This is a genomic window from Paractinoplanes tereljensis, from assembly GCF_016862435.1.
Taxonomy (GTDB): domain Bacteria; phylum Actinomycetota; class Actinomycetes; order Mycobacteriales; family Micromonosporaceae; genus Actinoplanes; species Actinoplanes tereljensis.
Genome location: NZ_BOMY01000020.1, coordinates 18210 through 34727 on the forward strand (window position 1 = coordinate 18210; position 16518 = coordinate 34727).

Annotated in this window: 14 protein-coding genes; 6 read left to right on the forward strand and 8 right to left on the reverse strand. The window is 70.8% G+C overall.

Features of this window, described 5'->3' with window-relative positions:
* The first annotated feature begins 65 nt into the window (after positions 1-65).
* Positions 66-491, forward strand: a complete 426-nt coding sequence (locus Ate02nite_RS13525) for a MarR family winged helix-turn-helix transcriptional regulator (protein WP_203805186.1) — start codon at positions 66-68, stop codon at positions 489-491.
* On the opposite strand, the gene Ate02nite_RS48715 is transcribed toward Ate02nite_RS13525, so the two are convergent.
* Positions 485-4726: a bifunctional nitrate reductase/sulfite reductase flavoprotein subunit alpha gene (locus Ate02nite_RS48715; protein WP_239147373.1), complete on the reverse strand. Its 4242-nt coding sequence runs from the start codon at positions 4724-4726 to the stop codon at positions 485-487. The two genes, Ate02nite_RS13525 and Ate02nite_RS48715, sit on opposite strands and share 7 nt — an antisense overlap.
* Positions 4727-4854: 128 nt before the next feature.
* On the opposite strand from Ate02nite_RS48715, the gene Ate02nite_RS13540 reads away from it, so the two are divergent.
* From Ate02nite_RS13540 to Ate02nite_RS13550, 3 genes are all read left to right on the forward strand, one after another.
* Positions 4855-5232, forward strand: coding sequence for a YccF domain-containing protein (locus Ate02nite_RS13540; protein WP_239147374.1), 378 nt, complete (start codon positions 4855-4857; stop codon positions 5230-5232).
* A gap of 10 nt (positions 5233-5242) precedes the next feature.
* Positions 5243-5602, forward strand: a complete 360-nt coding sequence (locus Ate02nite_RS13545) for an MmcQ/YjbR family DNA-binding protein (RefSeq protein ID WP_203805190.1) — start codon at positions 5243-5245, stop codon at positions 5600-5602.
* A gap of 169 nt (positions 5603-5771) precedes the next feature.
* The gene (locus tag Ate02nite_RS13550) at positions 5772-6632 is read left to right on the forward strand and encodes a helix-hairpin-helix domain-containing protein (protein ID WP_203805192.1); all 861 of its coding nucleotides are present in this window, start codon (positions 5772-5774) and stop codon (positions 6630-6632) included.
* Between the two features lie 413 nt (positions 6633-7045).
* Here Ate02nite_RS13550 and pstS read toward each other — a convergent pair whose 3' ends face one another.
* The 3 genes from pstS to Ate02nite_RS13565 form a co-directional block, all read right to left on the reverse strand.
* Entirely contained in the window at positions 7046-8092 is a 1047-nt protein-coding gene (pstS, locus tag Ate02nite_RS13555) for a phosphate ABC transporter substrate-binding protein PstS (protein WP_203805194.1), read from the reverse strand.
* Between the two features lie 79 nt (positions 8093-8171).
* On the reverse strand, positions 8172-9497 hold the full coding sequence (locus tag Ate02nite_RS13560) for a GlnX family signal transduction membrane protein (protein ID WP_239147375.1): 1326 nt from the start codon (positions 9495-9497) through the stop codon (positions 8172-8174).
* A gap of 84 nt (positions 9498-9581) precedes the next feature.
* Positions 9582-9914: a hypothetical protein gene (locus Ate02nite_RS13565; RefSeq protein WP_203805196.1), complete on the reverse strand. Its 333-nt coding sequence runs from the start codon at positions 9912-9914 to the stop codon at positions 9582-9584.
* A gap of 173 nt (positions 9915-10087) precedes the next feature.
* Here Ate02nite_RS13565 and Ate02nite_RS13570 point away from each other — a divergent pair, with 173 nt between their 5' ends.
* Positions 10088-10291: a hypothetical protein gene (locus tag Ate02nite_RS13570; RefSeq protein WP_203805198.1), complete on the forward strand. Its 204-nt coding sequence runs from the start codon at positions 10088-10090 to the stop codon at positions 10289-10291.
* On the opposite strand, the gene Ate02nite_RS13575 is transcribed toward Ate02nite_RS13570, so the two are convergent.
* The 4 genes from Ate02nite_RS13575 to Ate02nite_RS13590 are packed head-to-tail and all read right to left on the reverse strand — an operon-like array spanning position 10288 to position 14918.
* Positions 10288-10800: a GNAT family N-acetyltransferase gene (locus Ate02nite_RS13575; protein ID WP_203805200.1), complete on the reverse strand. Its 513-nt coding sequence runs from the start codon at positions 10798-10800 to the stop codon at positions 10288-10290. The two genes, Ate02nite_RS13570 and Ate02nite_RS13575, sit on opposite strands and share 4 nt — an antisense overlap.
* A 16-nt stretch (positions 10801-10816) precedes the next feature.
* Positions 10817-12055, reverse strand: coding sequence for a threonine/serine exporter family protein (locus tag Ate02nite_RS13580; RefSeq protein WP_203805202.1), 1239 nt, complete (start codon positions 12053-12055; stop codon positions 10817-10819).
* Entirely contained in the window at positions 12036-13385 is a 1350-nt protein-coding gene (locus Ate02nite_RS13585; protein WP_239147377.1) for a dipeptidase, read from the reverse strand. Before Ate02nite_RS13585 ends, Ate02nite_RS13580 begins: the two co-directional genes overlap by 20 nt.
* Positions 13386-13397: 12 nt before the next feature.
* Positions 13398-14918, reverse strand: a complete 1521-nt coding sequence (locus tag Ate02nite_RS13590; protein WP_203805204.1) for an MFS transporter — start codon at positions 14916-14918, stop codon at positions 13398-13400.
* Positions 14919-15004: 86 nt separating this feature from the next.
* On the opposite strand from Ate02nite_RS13590, the gene Ate02nite_RS13595 reads away from it, so the two are divergent.
* Positions 15005-16474, forward strand: coding sequence for an MFS transporter (locus tag Ate02nite_RS13595; protein ID WP_203805206.1), 1470 nt, complete (start codon positions 15005-15007; stop codon positions 16472-16474).
* Positions 16475-16518 lie beyond the last annotated feature (44 nt).

Here is a 16518-nt window from a genome sequence, read left to right on the forward strand (position 1 = left end):
CTCTGATGGCTATCAGATGGCTGATAGTTAACAGCAGACTTATTACGTGCGTTAGGCTTTGTGGCGTGCATTACTCCGAGCGGCTTCTGGGCTACGTGAAGCGGGCCGAGCAGGCGACCCAGGCGGCCAAGGAACGCGCGTTGCGCGAGTTCGGGCTGACCCCGGCGCAGCAGTCCGCCCTGGCCATCCTGTCCGACCACGAGGGCATCACCGGCGCCCAGCTCGCCCGCGAGTGCGCGGTCACCCCGCAGACGATGAACAGCACGCTGGTCCGGCTCGAGCGGCGCGGCATCATCGAGCGCACCCCGCACCCGATGCACGGCACCCTGGTCGAGATCCGGATGACCCGGGCCGGGCGCAAGGTGTTCGCCGAGGCCGACGCGCGGGTGGCCGAGCTCGACGCGGTGCTGTCCAAGCCGCTCGACGAGGTCGAGCTGGGCACCCTCAAGGAGCTGCTCACCCGGGTCAGCGTGACCGCGCGGGATCAGTAGACGTCGCGGCGGTAACGCTTCTCGGCGGACAGCTGTTTCACGTACTCATCAGGGTCGACGCGGCCGTGGGCCGCGGCAATGTCCCGCAGGGCCCGGTCGACGTCGCGGGCCATCCGCGAAGCGTCCCCGCAGACGTAGAGATGGGCGCCGTCCTGCAGCCAGGCCCACAGCTGGGCTCCGTGCTCCCGCATCCGGTCCTGCACGTAGACCTTGCTGCGCTGGTCGCGGGAGAAGGCCAGGTCGAGCCGGTCCAGAACGCCGTCGTTGCGCAGCCGGGCCAGCTCGTCGGCGTAGTAGAAGTCGGTGTCCTGGCGCTGCTCGCCGAAGAACAGCCAGTTCGCGCCGGTCGCGCCGAGCGCCTGCCGCTCCCGCAGGAAACCGACGAACGGCGCCACCCCGGTCCCCGGCCCCACCATGATCATCGGGGTGGCCGGGTCGGCGGGCGGCCGGAAGTGCGGCGAACGCTGCACGAACACCGGCACCTCGTCGGCCGTGTCAGCTTCATCCGCCAGGAATGTCGAGCACACCCCCTTGCGGATCGTCCCCCGCGGGTTGCCGAACCGCACCACCGACACGGTCAGGCTGACCTTGCCCGGGTCGGTCAGCGGCGTCGACGAGATCGAGTAGAGCCGCGGCTGGAGGCGTTTGAGCACGTCGGCCCACTCCTGGGCGGCCGCCCGCACCGGATGCTCGGCGATCAGGTCGGCGGCCTGCCGCCCCCAGGTGAACTTGGCCAGCTCCCCCTTGTTGTCCGGCCGCAGCAGCGTACGCAGGAAGGCGTCACCGGTCCGCTCGGCGACGAACCGCAGCAGGTCCGGCGTGATCCGGGTGATGTCGAGGTCCCGGCGCAGCGCGTCGGCGAAGGCCCGCTCCCCGTCTGCGACGACGACCGCCTGATCGGCTCGCAACCCGGTCACGGTCAGCCATTCCGCGACCAGGTCCGGGCAGTTGGTCGGCCAGATCCCGAGCGCGTCACCGGCCGAGTATTCGAGCCGCCCACCCGTGTCGAAGGTGAACTGCCGGACCTCCTTGGCCGAGCCCGGCCCGCTGAGCAGCTCGTTTCCACACAGTACGGCGGACAGCGGCGCCGCCCGGGTCGGCTGCGGCACGGGCACCGCGACCGGCGCGGTGAGCGCCACCACGACCTGGTCGAGCCAGCCACCTGCCGCGTCCTCGAAGTCCGGCTCGCAGTCGACCCGCGGCGCGATCCGCACCGCACCGAGCTCGGCGAGCCGATCGTCGAGGCGCCGCCCGTGCCCGCAGAAGTCGTCGTAACTGGAATCCCCGAACGCGAGCACCGCGTAGCGACGCCCGTCGAGGCGCGGCGCGTCCGGCCCGGCCAGCGAATCCCAGAACCCGGTGCCGTTGTCCGGCGCTTCCCCGTCGCCGAACGTGCTGGTCACGATGAGCAGGTCGGCGTCGCTGTCGAGCAGTTCCCCAGCGTCGCCGTCCATGCCGCGCAGGGTGGCGGGCCGGCCGGCCTCGGCCAGCCGCCGGCCGACGGCCTGCGCGAATTCCTCGGCCGTGCCGGTCTGCGAGGCCCAGAGAACCTGCAGGCGCCGGCTGGGTGGGTTCGGCGCCGGGTCTGCGGCCGGCTTTGGCGGTACGCGGTGGAAGGCACCCGCCAGAAGCCCGTCCAGCCAGGCCCGGGTGGGCGGGTCGAAGGGTGCGTTGGCGGGCAGGGTCGGCGGTTCGAGGGTGTCGGCTGACAGCGCCGCCACGGCGGTGAGAAATCCGGACAGGTAGTGCCGGCCGGTCTCGTCCAGCGCGGGCTCGGCGGGCAGGTCAAGCATCCCGCGCAGCGCGTCAGCGGCCCCAGCGAACCGCCCGCTCGCTAGTCCCCCGAACGTTGGCCCGCCTAACGTTGGTCCGCCGAACGTTGGTCCGCCGAACGTTAGTGACCCTAACGTTGGTCCACCTAACGTTGGTCCGCCTAACGTTAGGGCGTCCAACGTTCGTGGCTCCAACGTTGGTTCGCCCAACGTTCGTGCTCCCAACGTTGGCGCGCCTAACGTTCGTGGCCCTAACGTTGGTGCGCCTAACGTTTGGCCGGGTAGCGATGCCGGCGGCGGGACCGCCACCGGGGTCAGGGACACCGCGCAAACCTTCAGCTCGGGCTGGAACGACAGCGGATCCACCGCGTCGCTTGTCACCGCGTTCACGCTCACGTACTCGCCGAACAGGTCGTTCCAATGGAACGGCGCGAACAGATTCCCCACCTGCACCCGGTCGGTCAGCACGGCCGGCAGAACCGCCCGCCCCCGCCGCGACGCGATCTCCACCGGCTGCCCGGCGACGATCTCGAGCCGCGCCGCATCCACCGGGTTGACCTCGACGAACGGCCCCGGGTTGAGCCGATTCAGCTTCGCGACCTTGGCCGTCTTGGTCAGCGTGTGCCACTGATGCTGCAGCCGACCGGTGTTGAGCACGAACGGAAAGTCGTCATCCGGCAACTCGGCCGCCGGCATGTGCGGCCGGGCGTGAAACACCGCCCGCCCGTCGGGCGTAGCGAAAGTCAGCAAAGGCCGGCTGCCGTCCGGTCGGGAACGCAACGGCTGGCTGCTGCCGTCGTTGCGGTAGCGGATCGGGTTGCGGTCACCGGCACCCGGCGGCACCGGCCACTGCACGGGACCCTCGGCGAGCCGCGCATAAGTGACCCCGCGCAGGTCGTACCCGGTCTGTGGGTTCCAGAATTGTTTGATCTCGTCGAGGATCTCCTCGGCCGAGCCGTACCGGAACTCCGACCCGAACCCCATCTCCCGCGCCACCATCGCGATCAGCTTCCAGTCCGGCAGCGCCTCCCCCGGAGCATCGACCGCCGCCGGCACCCGCGTGAGAGTCCGCTCCGAGTTGATCATGATGCCGTCGGTCTCCGACCACATCGCGGCCGGCAGCACGATGTCCGCGTACGCGTTGGTCTCGGTCTCGGCGAAAGCGTCCTGGGTGATGACCAGTTCGGCGGCCTCCAGGCCGGCGATGACCGTGCGGCGATTGCCGACCGAGGCGACCGGGTTGGTGCAGATGATCCAGCAGGCCTTGATCTCGCCCGCCGCCATCCGCTCGAACATCTCCACCGTGCCCTTACCGACCTCGGTGCGCAGCGTTCCCGGCTCCAGCCCCCACGCGTTCTCGACGAACTCGCGGTCGGCCGGCACCAGCACCGACCGCTGTCCGGGCAGCCCCGGGCCCATGTAGCCCATCTCCCGGCCGCCCATCGCGTTCGGCTGGCCGGTCAGCGACAGCGGTCCGCTGCCGGTGCGGCAGATCGCGCCGGTGGCCAGGTGCAGGTTGCAGATGGCGTTGGTGTTCCAGGTGCCGTGGGTGCTCTGATTCAGGCCCATCGTCCACAGCGTCACCCAGTTGCCGGCCGCGCCGATCCACTCGGCCGCCTGCCGGATGCCGGCCTCTTCGAGACCGGTCACCTCGGCTACCGCCTCGGGCGGATATTCGGCCAGGTGGTCCGGCATCGCTTCCCACCCCGAGGTGTACGAGGTGACGAAGTCATCGTCGATATCCCCGTTCGCGGCCAGCAGATGGAGCAGGCCGTTGAGCAGGGAAAGGTCGGTTCCGGGGCGGATCGGCAGGTAGAGGTCGGCCTTGTCGGCGGTGGCGGTGCGCCGGGGGTCGACGACGATCAGTTTCGCGCCGGCCTTGACCCGCTCCATCATCCGCAGGAACAGGATGGGGTGGCAGTCGGCCATGTTCGCGCCGATCACGAAGAACACGTCGGCGTGGTCCAGGTCGTCGTACGAGCCGGGTGGGCCGTCCGCGCCCAGCGACAGCTTGTAGCCGGTGCCGGCGCTGGCCATGCACAGCCGGGAGTTCGACTCGATCTGGTTGGTGCCGATGAACCCCTTGGCGAGCTTGTTCGACAGGTACTGGGCTTCCAGCGTCATCTGACCGGAGACGTAGAGGGCGACACTGTCCGGCCCGTACCGCTGGATGATCTCCCGCAGCCGCCGCCCGGCCTCGGAGATGGCCTGCTCCACCGGGGTTTCCCGAAGGGGGTCCGCGCGGTCGGCGCGGGTCAGCGCCGTGCCGAGCCGGCCCGGCGCGGCGAGCATGTCCGCGCTGGTGGCGCCCTTGGTGCACAGGCGCCCGGCGTTGGCCGGATGATCCCGGTCACCCCGCGCCTTGACCGCCCGCCGCCGGCCGTCCGGCCCGCGCTCGATGTCGAGCACCATGCCGCAGCCCACGCCGCAGTAGCCGCACACCGTCCTGACCTGCGCGACCATCGGTCCCCTCTCGTCGAGCCGACGGTATGCGCAGGGGGTTTCGCGGTCGTCAATCGTCTGTGCGCGCGGCGTTACCCGCTCCTCACGACGCCGCCCGGCCGGTTGTGAGGATGCGCCATGCTGAAGATGTGAGGCTGATTCTGAACATCCTGTGGTTCATCTTCGGGAGCGGGTTCCTGCTCGCCATCGCGTACGGCTTGGCGGCCCTGATCTGTTTCGCCCTGATCGTCACGATCCCGTTCGGCGTCGCGTCGCTGCGCCTGGCGGTGTATTCGCTGTGGCCGTTCGGCCGCAGCGTGGTCAGCAAGCCCAGCGCCGGCGTCGGCTCCGGCGTCGCCAACGTGCTGTGGGTCGTGCTGGCCGGCTGGTGGCTGGCCCTCGCCCACCTGACCACCGGCGTCGCGCAGTGCCTGACGATCATCGGCATCCCGTTCGGCATCGCCAACTTCAAGCTGGTCCCGGTGGCGTTCTGGCCGCTCGGCCGGGAGATCGTCGAGCTCGATTAAGATTTTCGGCATGGCTGGGGCCGAGGAGGTGCGGCGGCTGGCGCTGAAGCTGCCGCACGTGATGGAGATCGACAGCGACGGATTCGACTTCCGGGTGGGCAACAAGGGCTTCATCTGGTCCTATCCGGAGCGACTGCCCGGCAAGCCCCGGGTCATCCGCACCGACATCGCGGTCCTCTACGTCGGCGACGAGGCGGAGAAGCAGGCCCTGCTGCTCGGTGAGCCCGGGTTGTTCTTCACCACCCCCGGCTACGACGGCCTGCCGCTGGTGATGGTCCGACTGTCCCAGGTTTCGGCAACGAGATTAGAAGAACTTGTTACCGACGCGTGGCGGATGCGTGCCCCCGAAGACCTGGCCGGGCTGGTCTAAACGGGAGCTTCCGGTCGCACGGTCGTCGAACGGTAGTCACGGCATGACGGCTCGTGAGCTTGCTCGTTGTATGAACTGCGCTGGCACACCACCCTCATGGTGCGCAAACGAGGGGATGTGCAAACATGCGCGCTACATCCGCAGCTCTCATTGTCCCGGAGGCCCTTTCATGGCTTCGTTTCTCTTTTTCGTAGCCGGGCTCGCAATCGGCCTGCTCGGCGGCTGGCTGTTGAGGTCCCGCCGGGCCACCACGCAGCCCGCCACCACCCCGGAGGCCGGCGTCGTCGCCGCCTCCGCCGACGAGACCACCACGGCCACCGAGGCCGCCCCCGCCGAGACCGAGGCGGCGATCGCCGAACAGGCCGTAGTCGTCGAGGACCCGGCCCCCACGACGCCGGCCACTGAGGAGGCCGTCGCAGTTGTCGACGAGCCGGAGCTCACCCCGGACCCGGTCGCCGTCGAGGAGCCGGTCGCGGTCGAGGAGCCGGTCGCCGCCGAGCCCGTCGAGGAGCCGCAGGTCGAGGTCGTTCCGGAGCCCGTGGCCGTTGCCGCGGAGCCCGAGCCGGTCGCCGTCCCCGAGCCTGTTGCTGTTGCCGACCCGGAGCCGGTGGTTGTCGCCGAGCCCGAGCCGGTTGCGGTCGCCGAGCCCGTCGCCGTCGTCGAGCCAGAGCCGGTCGCCGTCGCCGTCGCCGAGCCGGAGCCGGTCGCCGTCGCGGAGCCCGAGCCGGTCGCCGCCGCGCCCGTCGTCGTCGCGGCCGTTCCCGGCCCGGCCGAGACCGAGCAGGTAGAGGCTGCCCCCGCGCCGGTCGCGGTAGCGACCATCACCGAGCCGGACGACCTCACCAAGATCACCGGCATCGGCCCGAAGATGGCGATGGCACTAGCTGTCGCCGGCATCACCACGTTCGACAAGCTGGCCGACTCCGATGTGGCCACCCTGAAGGCCGCGATCGCCGCGGCCGGCATGCGCCTGTCCCCCACCGTGGCGACCTGGCCCGAGCGCGCCAAGCAGCTGGCCGAAGCGGCCTGACGGCCCAGTCCCGGCCACGCCACAACCGGCGGCCGGACAAACCACACGATGCCCGGCGGTCCCAGACCGCCGGGCATCGCCGTCTCCACGTAAGGGCGACATTCCGCGAACCGGCAAGTTGACCTTGCGAAGTTCCTGCTCGCTCGGAGCAGGAACTCTCCACGATCCATCCGCACGCCGCGCAGCGGGCGAGGTGCGTTGTCGACCTTGCCGAGTTGCTGTCAGCTCCGAACAGCAACTCCGCTAGGTCTACACGGCTGATCTCGATCGGAGCCGAGCCGGCGGCCAGCGCGCGGTCGGCCTTTGCCGAGGCCGTGACGGCACGGCGGCTCCGCCTGCCTGCCCCTCGCTATCGCGGCGGATCCGCGCTACGAGGTCCACTTTCGTGGCTGTTGCGGGACCGTCCGGGTGATTCAGAGAGCGGCTACCGCCTGGGCCACCTGGTCGCGGAGTGCGTCGGGCAAGGGGGCGTAGCCGAGCCTCGTTGCTGCGGACTGGCCGGTTCGGCTTGAGGCGTACGTCAGGAAGCTCTTGACCAGGCCCGGTGCGCCGGCCTTGCAGACCACCTCGTAGGTCACCAGGACCAGCGGGTAGGCGTCGGTGGAGACCGTTTTGTAGTCGATGGCCAGCTGCAGGTCGCCGGCGGTGCCGGTGATCTTTGCGCCGCTGACCATGCTGCCGGCGGCTGCGTCGCTGAGCGTCACGTACTTGCCGGCCGCGTTGCCCACGCTGGCGATCGGAAGGTTGTGGAAGCGGGCGTAGGAGGCCTCTACGTAGCCGATCGCGCCGTCCGAGCGTTCGATCGCGGAGACCACGCGGTTGCTGCCCTTCTGGGCGGTGCCACCGGGGGCCTTCCAGGCGCTGCCGGAGCCGTGCGGCCAGTCCGCGGGGGCGGTGGCCGCCAGGAACTTCGTGAAGTTGTCGGTGGTGCCGGAACTATCCGCGCGGTGCACGGTGCGGATCGGGGTCGCCGGGAGGGAGACGCCGGGGTTGTCGCGGCGGATCTCCTGGTCGTTCCAGGACGTGATGCGGCCGGTGAAGATGCGGGCGATCGTGTCGGGGGCCAGCCGGAGACTGTCCACGCCGGCGACGTTGAAGGCCAGCGCGATCGGGCCGACCACCATCGGCAGGTGGATCGCCGGGCCGGCGCCGCAGCGGGCGTTCGCCTTGGGCTGGTCCTCGGCCGACAGCGGTGAGTCGGTGCCGGCGAAGTCCCCGGTCCCGGCGATGAAGGCGGTCAGCCCGGCCCCGGAGCCGACGCTGGCATATTCGACGGTCGCGTCGGCGCAGCTCACCTGGTAGTTCCGGATCCAGGCGCTGACCGCGTTGGCCTGCGCCGACGAACCCTGCCCGGCGATCTTCCCGGAAGCGCACGCGATCGGGGTGGCCGCCTCCGACCGGGGCGTGTCACACCCGGCGAGCGCCACGAGGGCGATCAGTCCCAGCGCTCGAAGTCTCATTGCTCTCTCCTCAGCGGGCATCGGTCAGGCAGGCGGCGGAGCGGCAACCGCGGACCGCAGCGACATCGACGGTCACGGGTCAGCGGTATTCGGCGAAGCGGCGCCGGACGGCCAGGGGGACCAGGAAAATCACCAGACCCAGGACCGCGACCGGGATCCACGGCCAGCCGGTCAGGACCAGCTTCGCGTCGCTCAAGGCCTGATCGAACTCGGTCGAGCGGGCCGCCGTTATATCGGCCACGGCGGCGTCGAAGTAGGCGAAGTCGAACGAGGCGTCGCCCCGGCGGATGCCGGTCAGGGCGCCCACCGCCTCTTCCTCCTTGCCACCGCGGGCCAGGCCGACGATCCGCTCGTGGTCGGTGCGGTAGGCCTGCCAGCGGGTCAGCACCTGGTCGCGGTCGAACGGGCTGACATCGGGGCCGCCCACCACCGACGGCAGGCCGCCCTCGATCTCGTCGGCCGTGGGACCGCACGAGCCGCCTGCGGCCAGGCAGGTGGACTTTCGCTTGAAGTCGTCGTCGTAGTAGGCCAGGTTGTCGCTGATCAGGAAGCGACTCGTGTCCGCCGCCGCGTCGTAGCTGATCGCCCGCGCCCGGGACAGGGCCAGGAACGGCGTGAGGCTGTCGTCGCGGGCCTCGGACAGCCGGGACGCCTGCAGGGTCAGCACCGCGACGGCCGGAATGATCAGGGCGACGGTCAGGGCCGTCGCGGTCAGCAGGGCGGGACTGAAGACCCGCCGGAACCGGCGGGCCAGCCACACCTGCAGGGCGACGAGCAAAATCAGCAGGGCGGCCCCCAGCCCGACCGCGACGGTCACGGCCCAGCCTTCGGTCGCGCTCTTCCGGGCGTACGCCTGGGAAAGTCGTTCCGTGCTGCTGTCGCGCAGGTCCTTCGCGGCCGGCAGCAGGTCGAGGTGCAGCACGTTTGTCGCCTGCGTGTAGTAACCGGCGGCGGCGTCGCCGGCCGTGAGGGTCTGCCAGACCCGCTCGCGGTAGGTGGCCAGGTGGCCCATCAGCTCCAGGACCCGGTCGTGGTCGCTCTCGGCGCTCAGGGCCTTCTGCACGTCCGCGTCGACCTGGCGGCTGCGTTCCTGGTAGGTGCCGAGCGCGTCGATCTGGCTGCCGGCCAACTCGTCGCGGTCGGCGGTCAGGACCATCCGGGCGACCTGGGCGTCCATGTCGCTGAGGGCGAAGTAGAGGTCGGCGGCGGTGGCGGCCTGCGGGGCGGCCTCGTCGCCGATGATCCGGACCTGCTGCTGCACCCGGGCCATCAGCAGGCTGAGCGAGACGAGCAGGGCGACGGCGGTGAGGACGGTCAGCGTGGCCCAGAGGCGCAGCCGGGCGGGAGTTTCCGGCCGGACGGCGCGGCGGGCAATGGTGCGGGTCGCCTCGATAACTGCGGGCACGGCGTCACGGTAATGGACGGCCGCAATTCCGGAATCGCCGGGTGATCAACATATCCGGCCGTTAACCGCGCGGCCATCCGTCGTTCAACTAAGGGGCGCCGAATTGCGCATCCGCTGGTGCGGAACCCCCGCGGCGGAGAGCTGCAGGGCGAGTAGCGGAATGGGATTGTGCACGAACACAGCCACCTGATGATCATCGCCCATGCTGCAGGCGGCGGCCACCGAGCCGACGTTGATCGGGTCGAGCTCGGGAACGTCGGCGAGGTCGACTATCAGGCGCAACGGGCGCACGCGGCGGACCGTATGCACCAGAACCTGACGAAGTTCGACCGCTTTGTCCAGCCCGACGATGCCATGGGGAGTGATCACGACGCTCCCGTCGGCGCTCGTCCGGACCTCCAGCACAGTGCCGCGCATCGCGTCACCCTTCGTTACCGTGGCGTTCGGCCGCCGGACCACCTTACGACGTTAATCATCCGCCGGGAAGGAGGTGTGCTCTTGATCGCGAGGGAAAAATCAGAGTTCCCGTCGCCAAACAAAGTCTTGCATGAAGATGAGAATGTTGCTGCTCTGTCACGCGGGAGTGGGAAATGACGATCGACACGGAACCGGATCTATCGGCCTTCGTGATTAACCTGCTCGACGAGCATCTGGCGGCCATGCTGCAGGTCCGTGAACGGCTGCGCCCGGCCGGCCGGATCGGCCTCGGCGCCCGCCGGACGATCGCGCTGGACAGCATCAGCGTGGCGGAGCGGTACGCCACCGAGCTCACCCGGGCGTTGAGCGACGACTAGGCCCGCCACTCCGGCTCGAGGATCGCGTACAGGTCGGAGTCGCGCCAGCCGTCGTCGATCCGCATGGTCTCGCGCATCCGGCCCTCGTACCGCATGCCGATCTTGATCAGGACCCGGCTCGAGGCCACGTTGCGCGGGTCGCAGGTGGCGTACACCCGGTGCAGGCCACGCTCGGTGAAGGCCTGGCGCAGCAACTCCTGGGCGGCCACCCCGGCGAGGCCCTGACCCCAGCGCGCCGGGTGGATGCCGTAACCGATCTCCCCCGACGAGGGGCCGCGCAGGTGCAGGTCGGCGATGCCGACGACCTGGTCGTCGGCGAGGACCGCGTGCGGGTAACTGGTCTGCGGCCGGCTGTGCCACAGGGCGGCGGACTCGCGTACGAAGGACTGGGTCTGGGCCTCGGTGTTCGGCCCCCAGGCCTGGTAGCGGGACATCTCGGGCAGCTTGGCCCAGCCGTGCACCATCGGCCAATCCTCGAAAACAAGCGGCCGTAGCCGTACGGCATCCATCTGTTGATTTTGCGCTTTATTTCCCGGCAATGAGCCGGGCCAGCGAACGATATATGGGATATCCGCATAAAACGCCCAGGGCAATGGCGATCATCGACCAGATGGTCGCGATCAGATCCTCGGCGGCGGCAATGGCGTTCTGGTCCAGGTATTCGGTGACGCCGATGAGGCCGAGCGCACCCGGCACCAGCAGCCAGAACGCCGGCAGGAAGGACACCAGGGCGGGCGGCCCGGTGGGGCGGCGCTCGACGAAGTAGGCGACCGGGGTCATCGCGAGCGCGCCGAAGAAGCCGCTCAGGTAGCCGCCGAAGACCTGGCTGCCGAGGTACTGGCCGAGCCAGGCGGCGATCAGCACCAGCAGCAGCCAGGGCAGCGAGTGCTTCGGCGCCGAGTGGAACAGGTAGGTGCCGACTCCGAGGACCAGCACTCCCAGCCAGGGCGCCCACCAGCCGATCAGGTTCTGCGGGGCGTCGATCAGCTTCTCGGCGGCCGGCACGTGCACCACCTCGGTGGCGGCGGTGATGCCGAAGGCCAGCAGCATCAGCTGCAGGCCGCCGGAGACCAGCCGGCTCGCCCCGGTGATCATCTCGCCGGCCGACAGCTCGACGACGGCCATCGTCAGGGCGGCGCCGGGCAGGAAGGTGACCAGCGGGGCGATCATCGCGCGCAGGTCGGCGTCGGCCCAGCCGGGGCCGGCCAGCAGGAAGGTGATCGAGGCGACCAGGAAGGCCACCGCGACCGGCAGGATCAGCTGAATGCTCCGCCAGCGGGCGCCGAGCTGCTTGAGCACCCCGACGAACAGGCCGAACAGGGTGGCCAGGACCAGGTCGCCCCAGGTCGGCTGGAGCACCAGGCAGATGCCGGCGGTGAGCAGGGCGTGCCCGGCGACGGTGAGCCGGCGGCCGAACCGGGGCTGCTGCTCGACGATCTGAAGGACCCGGTGGCTCCCCTGGTCCGGCGGGAGGTCCGGGCCGGCCGCGCGCAGTACGCCGTACAGCGCGGCGGTCTGGTCCAGCCGCAACCCGCCGCGCAGCTGGCGGGTGGGTTCGATGGTCGCGGCCCGCCCGGGTTCCAGGGCCACCACCAGGTACGTGGGCAGCACGCTGACCCGGGCGTCCGGCGCGCCGTAGGCGGCGGCCACCGCGCGCAGGTGGTCCTCGATCTGGTTGACCGCCTCGCCGGCCGCCGTCAGCGCGCTGCCGAGGAACAGCAGGAACTCCAGCAGGCGCCGCTCGTCATCGCCGCTCGGCCGCATAGTTCCGCAGGAACAGCGCCTCGACCAGGGCCATGTTCTCGATCTCGGACGGGTCGACGCTCTCGTTCGGGGCGTGGATCAGGCAACGCGGCTCCTCCACCCCGATCAGCATGATCTCGGCGTCCGGGAAGGTGTCGCGGAAGACGTTGCACAGCGGGATCGAGCCGCCCTGCCCCTCGGTCACGGCCGGCCGCCCGTACGCCTCACGCATCGCCGCGGTCATCGTCTCGAACGCCGGGCCGCTGGTGGCGCCGGTGAACGGCTCGCCGTCGGCCTCCCGCTCGACGCTCACCCGGACCCCCCAGGGCGCGGCCGCCCGCAGCTGGTCGATCAGGGCGTCCTGGGCGTGTTTGGCGTTCATACCGGGTGGGACCCGCAGGTTGATCCGGGCCCGGGCGTGCGGCTGGATGGCCGCCGACGAGCCGACGACCGGCGGGCAGTCGATGCCGAGCACGGTCACCGCGGGCCGGGCCCAGACCATGTCGGCGACCCGGCCGTCGCCGAGCAGGCCCACCCCGTCGAGCAGGCCGGCGTCCACCCGGAACTGAGCGGGCGAGTAGTCGGCGCCGGGCCACCTCTGGGTCGCGTCGAGTCCGCGGATGGTGGTGTTGCCGTGGGCGTCGCGGAGCGTGGCGAGCATGTGGATGAGGGCGGCGAGCGCGTCGGGGGCGGCGCCGCCGAACATGCCGGAGTGCATCGGGCCGGCCATCGAGTCGACGCTGACCACGACGTTGGCCAGGCCGCGCAGGCTGCTGGTGACGGCCGGCTGCCCGACCGCCGCGTTACCGGCGTCGCAGACCAGGATCGCGTCGGCCCGCAGCAGCTCGGCGTTCGCCGGAACGAAGGCCTCCAGGCCGCCGGTACCCTGCTCCTCCGAGCCCTCGCCGACGATCTTGACGGTGACCGGCAGCTCGCCGGACAGGGCGCGCAGCGCGGTCAGGTGGGTGGCGATGTTGCCCTTGCAGTCGGCCGCGCCCCGGCCGTACCAGCGCCCGTCGCGGTCGGTGAGCTCCCAGACCGGGGTGCGCCAGGCGGCGGGGTCGAGCGGTGGCTGCACGTCGTGGTGGAAGTAGAGCAGCACGGTCGGCGCGCCGGGCGGGCCGGGCCGGGAGCCGCAGACGGCCTGGCTGCCGTCCGGGGTCGGGTAGGCGGCGACGTCGGCGAAGCCCAGGTCGCCGAACGTGCCGACCAGCCAGTCGACCATGCCCTCGCACTCGGCCGGCGGGAACTGGGCGGCGTCGTGCACCGACCGGTACGCGACCATGGCGGCCAGGTCGTCCCGGGCCTGCGGCATCAGTGCCTTGATCCGGCTGCGGAGTTCCTCGGACACGGCGTCTCCCCTTCACTGTTGTCCCGGCCACACGAATCGAACAATTGCCATCGCCACCACCGCGATCGCGGCGCTGACCAGCAGGGCGCCGGCGATGCCGCCGGTGAACGCGTTCGCCGCCGCGGTGGTGACCGCCCGGCCGACGTCCGGCGGCAGCGACGCGATCGCGGCCTCGAACGACGACGAACCGACCAGGGCATTCGTGGCGGCGTCGATCTGCGACTGGTTCAGCCCCGCGTCGCGCATCGCGCCGGTGCTCTCCCCCGCCGCGAGACCCCTGGTCACGGCGGAGAGCACGGCGATGCCGAGGGCACCGCCGACCATGCTGGACATCTTGAAGACGCCGGCCGCCGCGCCGGCCAGGTCGGCCGGCACCGCGCCGACCGCGGTGTTGGAGATCGGTGTGGACAACAGGCCCAGGCCGACCCCCACGATCAACAGGCTGGCGGCCATCACCCACAGGCTCGCGTCGGGGTGCAGGAAGCCGAGAACGGCCAGGCCGGCGGCGAGGACAGCCAGCCCCAGGAGTACGGGCATCCGCCCGCCCCGCCGCGACTCCAGCCGAGCCCCGCGCGGGATGAACACGAAGATGCCCAGGGTGGACGGCAGCATCAGCAGGCCGGCCTCGACGGCGTCGTAGCCGCGCACGTTCTGCAGCCACAGCACCAGCAGGTAACTGAGGCCGGCGAAGGCCAGGTTCATCACCAGGTTCGCGGTCAGCGCCGCGTCGTAGGACCGCAGTTTGAACATGGCCAGCTTGACCAGCGGTTCTTCGGCGTGCTTTTCCACGGCGTACCAGGCGATGGCAAGCAGGACGGCCGCGGCCAGCAGGCCGACGATCAGCGGGTCCCCCCACCCGGCGGCCGGTCCGTCGGTCAGCGCGAACAGCAGCGCGAAGATGGCCAGGCCGATGGTCACCAGGCCGGGCCAGTCGATGCGGCGGGAGGCCTGCTCGTCGCGGGATTCCGGGGTGGAGGCCCGCAGCGCGACGAGGGTGATGGCGGCCAGCGGCAGGTTGATCCAGAACAGCCATCGCCAGCCGAGGCCGTCGGTGAGCACGCCGCCGATAGCCGGGCCGACCGCCTGCCCGCCCCAGGCCACCGCCTGCCAGATGCCGAACGCGGTCAGCTCGGCCGGTCCGGTGAACTCCGACGGGATCAGCGCCAGGGTGGCCGGCAGGATCAGGGCGGCGCCGACACCCATCAGGGCACGACCGGCTATCAGGGTGCTGACGTTCGGGGCGAGGGCGCACAGCACCGAGAACCCGGCGAACAGCACGATGCCCAGGCCGAGCATCCGGCGGCGGCCGAAGATGTCGCCGAACTTGCCGGCCGCGATCACCAAGGCGCCGGTGACCAGGCTGAACGCGTTGTTCGCCCACTGCAGGGCGGACAGGTCGGCGTGCAGGTCCCCGGCCATCGCCGGAATGGCCACGCCCAGGTCGGCGAAGGCCAGCCAGACCAGCCCGGCCGCCGCGCAGATGGCGGCGAGCGAGAGCCGGCGCTGCCGGGTCGTGGTGGCTGCTTCAGTCACCTGGCCAGTCTCTGGGCCGCTCCGCGCCCCGACCTCATCCGCGCCGAGCGATGTGCCCGGCCCGGCCGCCCGCCGAAACTGGCGCCATGACCGATCTGGACGTGAAGGCCGGAACAGGTGTGCTGCTGGCCGCCTGCGTGTCGACTCTGGTGGTGAACGCCAACACCTCGGCGGTCACCATCCTGCTGCCGGCGATCAGCCAGGACGTGGGCGCGCCGGTCTCCACCCTGCAGTGGGCGGTGACCGGCTACATGCTGGTCGGCGCGGCGGTCATCGTGACCTCGGGCGCGCTCGGCGACGTGTTCGGCCGGCGCCGGGTGTTCCTCGGCGGCCTGATCCTGTTCGTGGCGTCGTGCGTTCTCATCGCGCTCTCGTCCGAGGCGTTCGGGGTGATCGCCGGCCGGATGATCCAGGGGGCGGCCGGCTCCACGATCCTGGCCTGCGGGATGAGCCTGCTGTCGGTGGAATCGTCCGGCACCGGGCAGATGAAGGCGGTCACCCTGTGGGGGGCAGCCTCGGCGGCCGGTGGGGCGGCCGGGCCGCTGATCGGCGGGGTGCTGGTGGACGCCACCGGGTGGCAGGGGCTGTTCTGGATCGACGCGGCGGTCGCGGCTGCCTGCATTCCGATCACGCTGTTCATGGTGCGTGAGTCGCGGGACCCGCACCGGCCTCGGTCGATCGACTGGGCCGGGACCGTGCTCATCGCGGTCATCCTGGTTCCGTTGGTGCTCGCCCTCAGCGAGGGCGGGGACTGGGGGTGGGCATCGCCGGCCACGCTGTCGTGCTTCGTGATCGCGGTGCTCGGGGTTTTCGGCTTCGTGGCGGCCGAGCGGCGGGTTACCGCGCCGCTGGTCGACCTGGCTCTGTTCCGGAACATGGTGCTGGTCGGTGCGACGCTGGCGATCCTGCTGGTGGCCGGGACGATCAACGGCCTGATGTACGTGCTGAGCCTGTACTTCCAGGACCCGGACGCGTTCGGGATGAGCGCCCTGCAGGCGGGGCTGGCCACTCTGCCCGCGGTCGCCGTGATGATCGCGATCACGCCGCTGATCACGCCGGTCGCCGTGCGGATCGGGCCACGACAGGCGGTCGCCCTCGGGTTCGTGCTGTCGGCGGTCGGGTTCGGGGCGCTCGGCTTCGCTCAGTCCGACTGGCACTACGCGATGTTCGTCCTGCCGCTGGTCGTGATGGCCGTTGGGCTCGGCCTGTCGAACGGGCCGGCGTCGTCGGCGTCTACCTCGTCGGTGTCACCTGACCAGGTCGGCTCGGCCTCGGGAATCTCCAACATGGCCCGCTACGTCGGGGGGTCGCTGGCTACCGCGGCCACCGCTACCGTCTATGCGGCCGCTACCGAGACGCAGCGGGCGGCCGGGGCGAGCCCGGGCGACGCGCTCGCGGCGGGGCTGTCCCGGTCGGCGATCCTGATGGCCATCATGGCCGCGGCCGGCATCGCGCTGGCCCTGCTGCTGGGCCGGCACCGCACCACACCGAGCCCGGGGGTTGCCGCCGCGTCGCACGCTCACACGATTCCGGTCACCCAATCGGCGGAGGTTTGACGTTTCGCGGACTGCGTAACCTCGATGACTATGGGTGAAGCAGA

What these genes read in the sequence shown, in the direction of transcription:
- Ate02nite_RS13595 (WP_203805206.1), top strand. Translation starts at nt 15,005, where the DNA reads ATGACCGATCTGGACGTGAAGGCCGGAACAGGTGTGCTGCTGGCCGCC.
- Ate02nite_RS13565 (WP_203805196.1), bottom strand. Translation starts at nt 9,914, where the DNA reads ATGCGCGGCACTGTGCTGGAGGTCCGGACGAGCGCCGACGGGAGCGTC.
- Ate02nite_RS13575 (WP_203805200.1), bottom strand. Translation starts at nt 10,800, where the DNA reads ATGGATGCCGTACGGCTACGGCCGCTTGTTTTCGAGGATTGGCCGATG.
- Ate02nite_RS13570 (WP_203805198.1), top strand. Translation starts at nt 10,088, where the DNA reads ATGACGATCGACACGGAACCGGATCTATCGGCCTTCGTGATTAACCTG.
- Ate02nite_RS13550 (WP_203805192.1), top strand. Translation starts at nt 5,772, where the DNA reads ATGGCTTCGTTTCTCTTTTTCGTAGCCGGGCTCGCAATCGGCCTGCTC.
- Ate02nite_RS13545 (WP_203805190.1), top strand. Translation starts at nt 5,243, where the DNA reads ATGGCTGGGGCCGAGGAGGTGCGGCGGCTGGCGCTGAAGCTGCCGCAC.
- Ate02nite_RS13580 (WP_203805202.1), bottom strand. Translation starts at nt 12,055, where the DNA reads ATGCGGCCGAGCGGCGATGACGAGCGGCGCCTGCTGGAGTTCCTGCTG.
- Ate02nite_RS48715 (WP_239147373.1), bottom strand. Translation starts at nt 4,726, where the DNA reads ATGGTCGCGCAGGTCAGGACGGTGTGCGGCTACTGCGGCGTGGGCTGC.
- pstS (WP_203805194.1), bottom strand. Translation starts at nt 8,092, where the DNA reads ATGAGACTTCGAGCGCTGGGACTGATCGCCCTCGTGGCGCTCGCCGGG.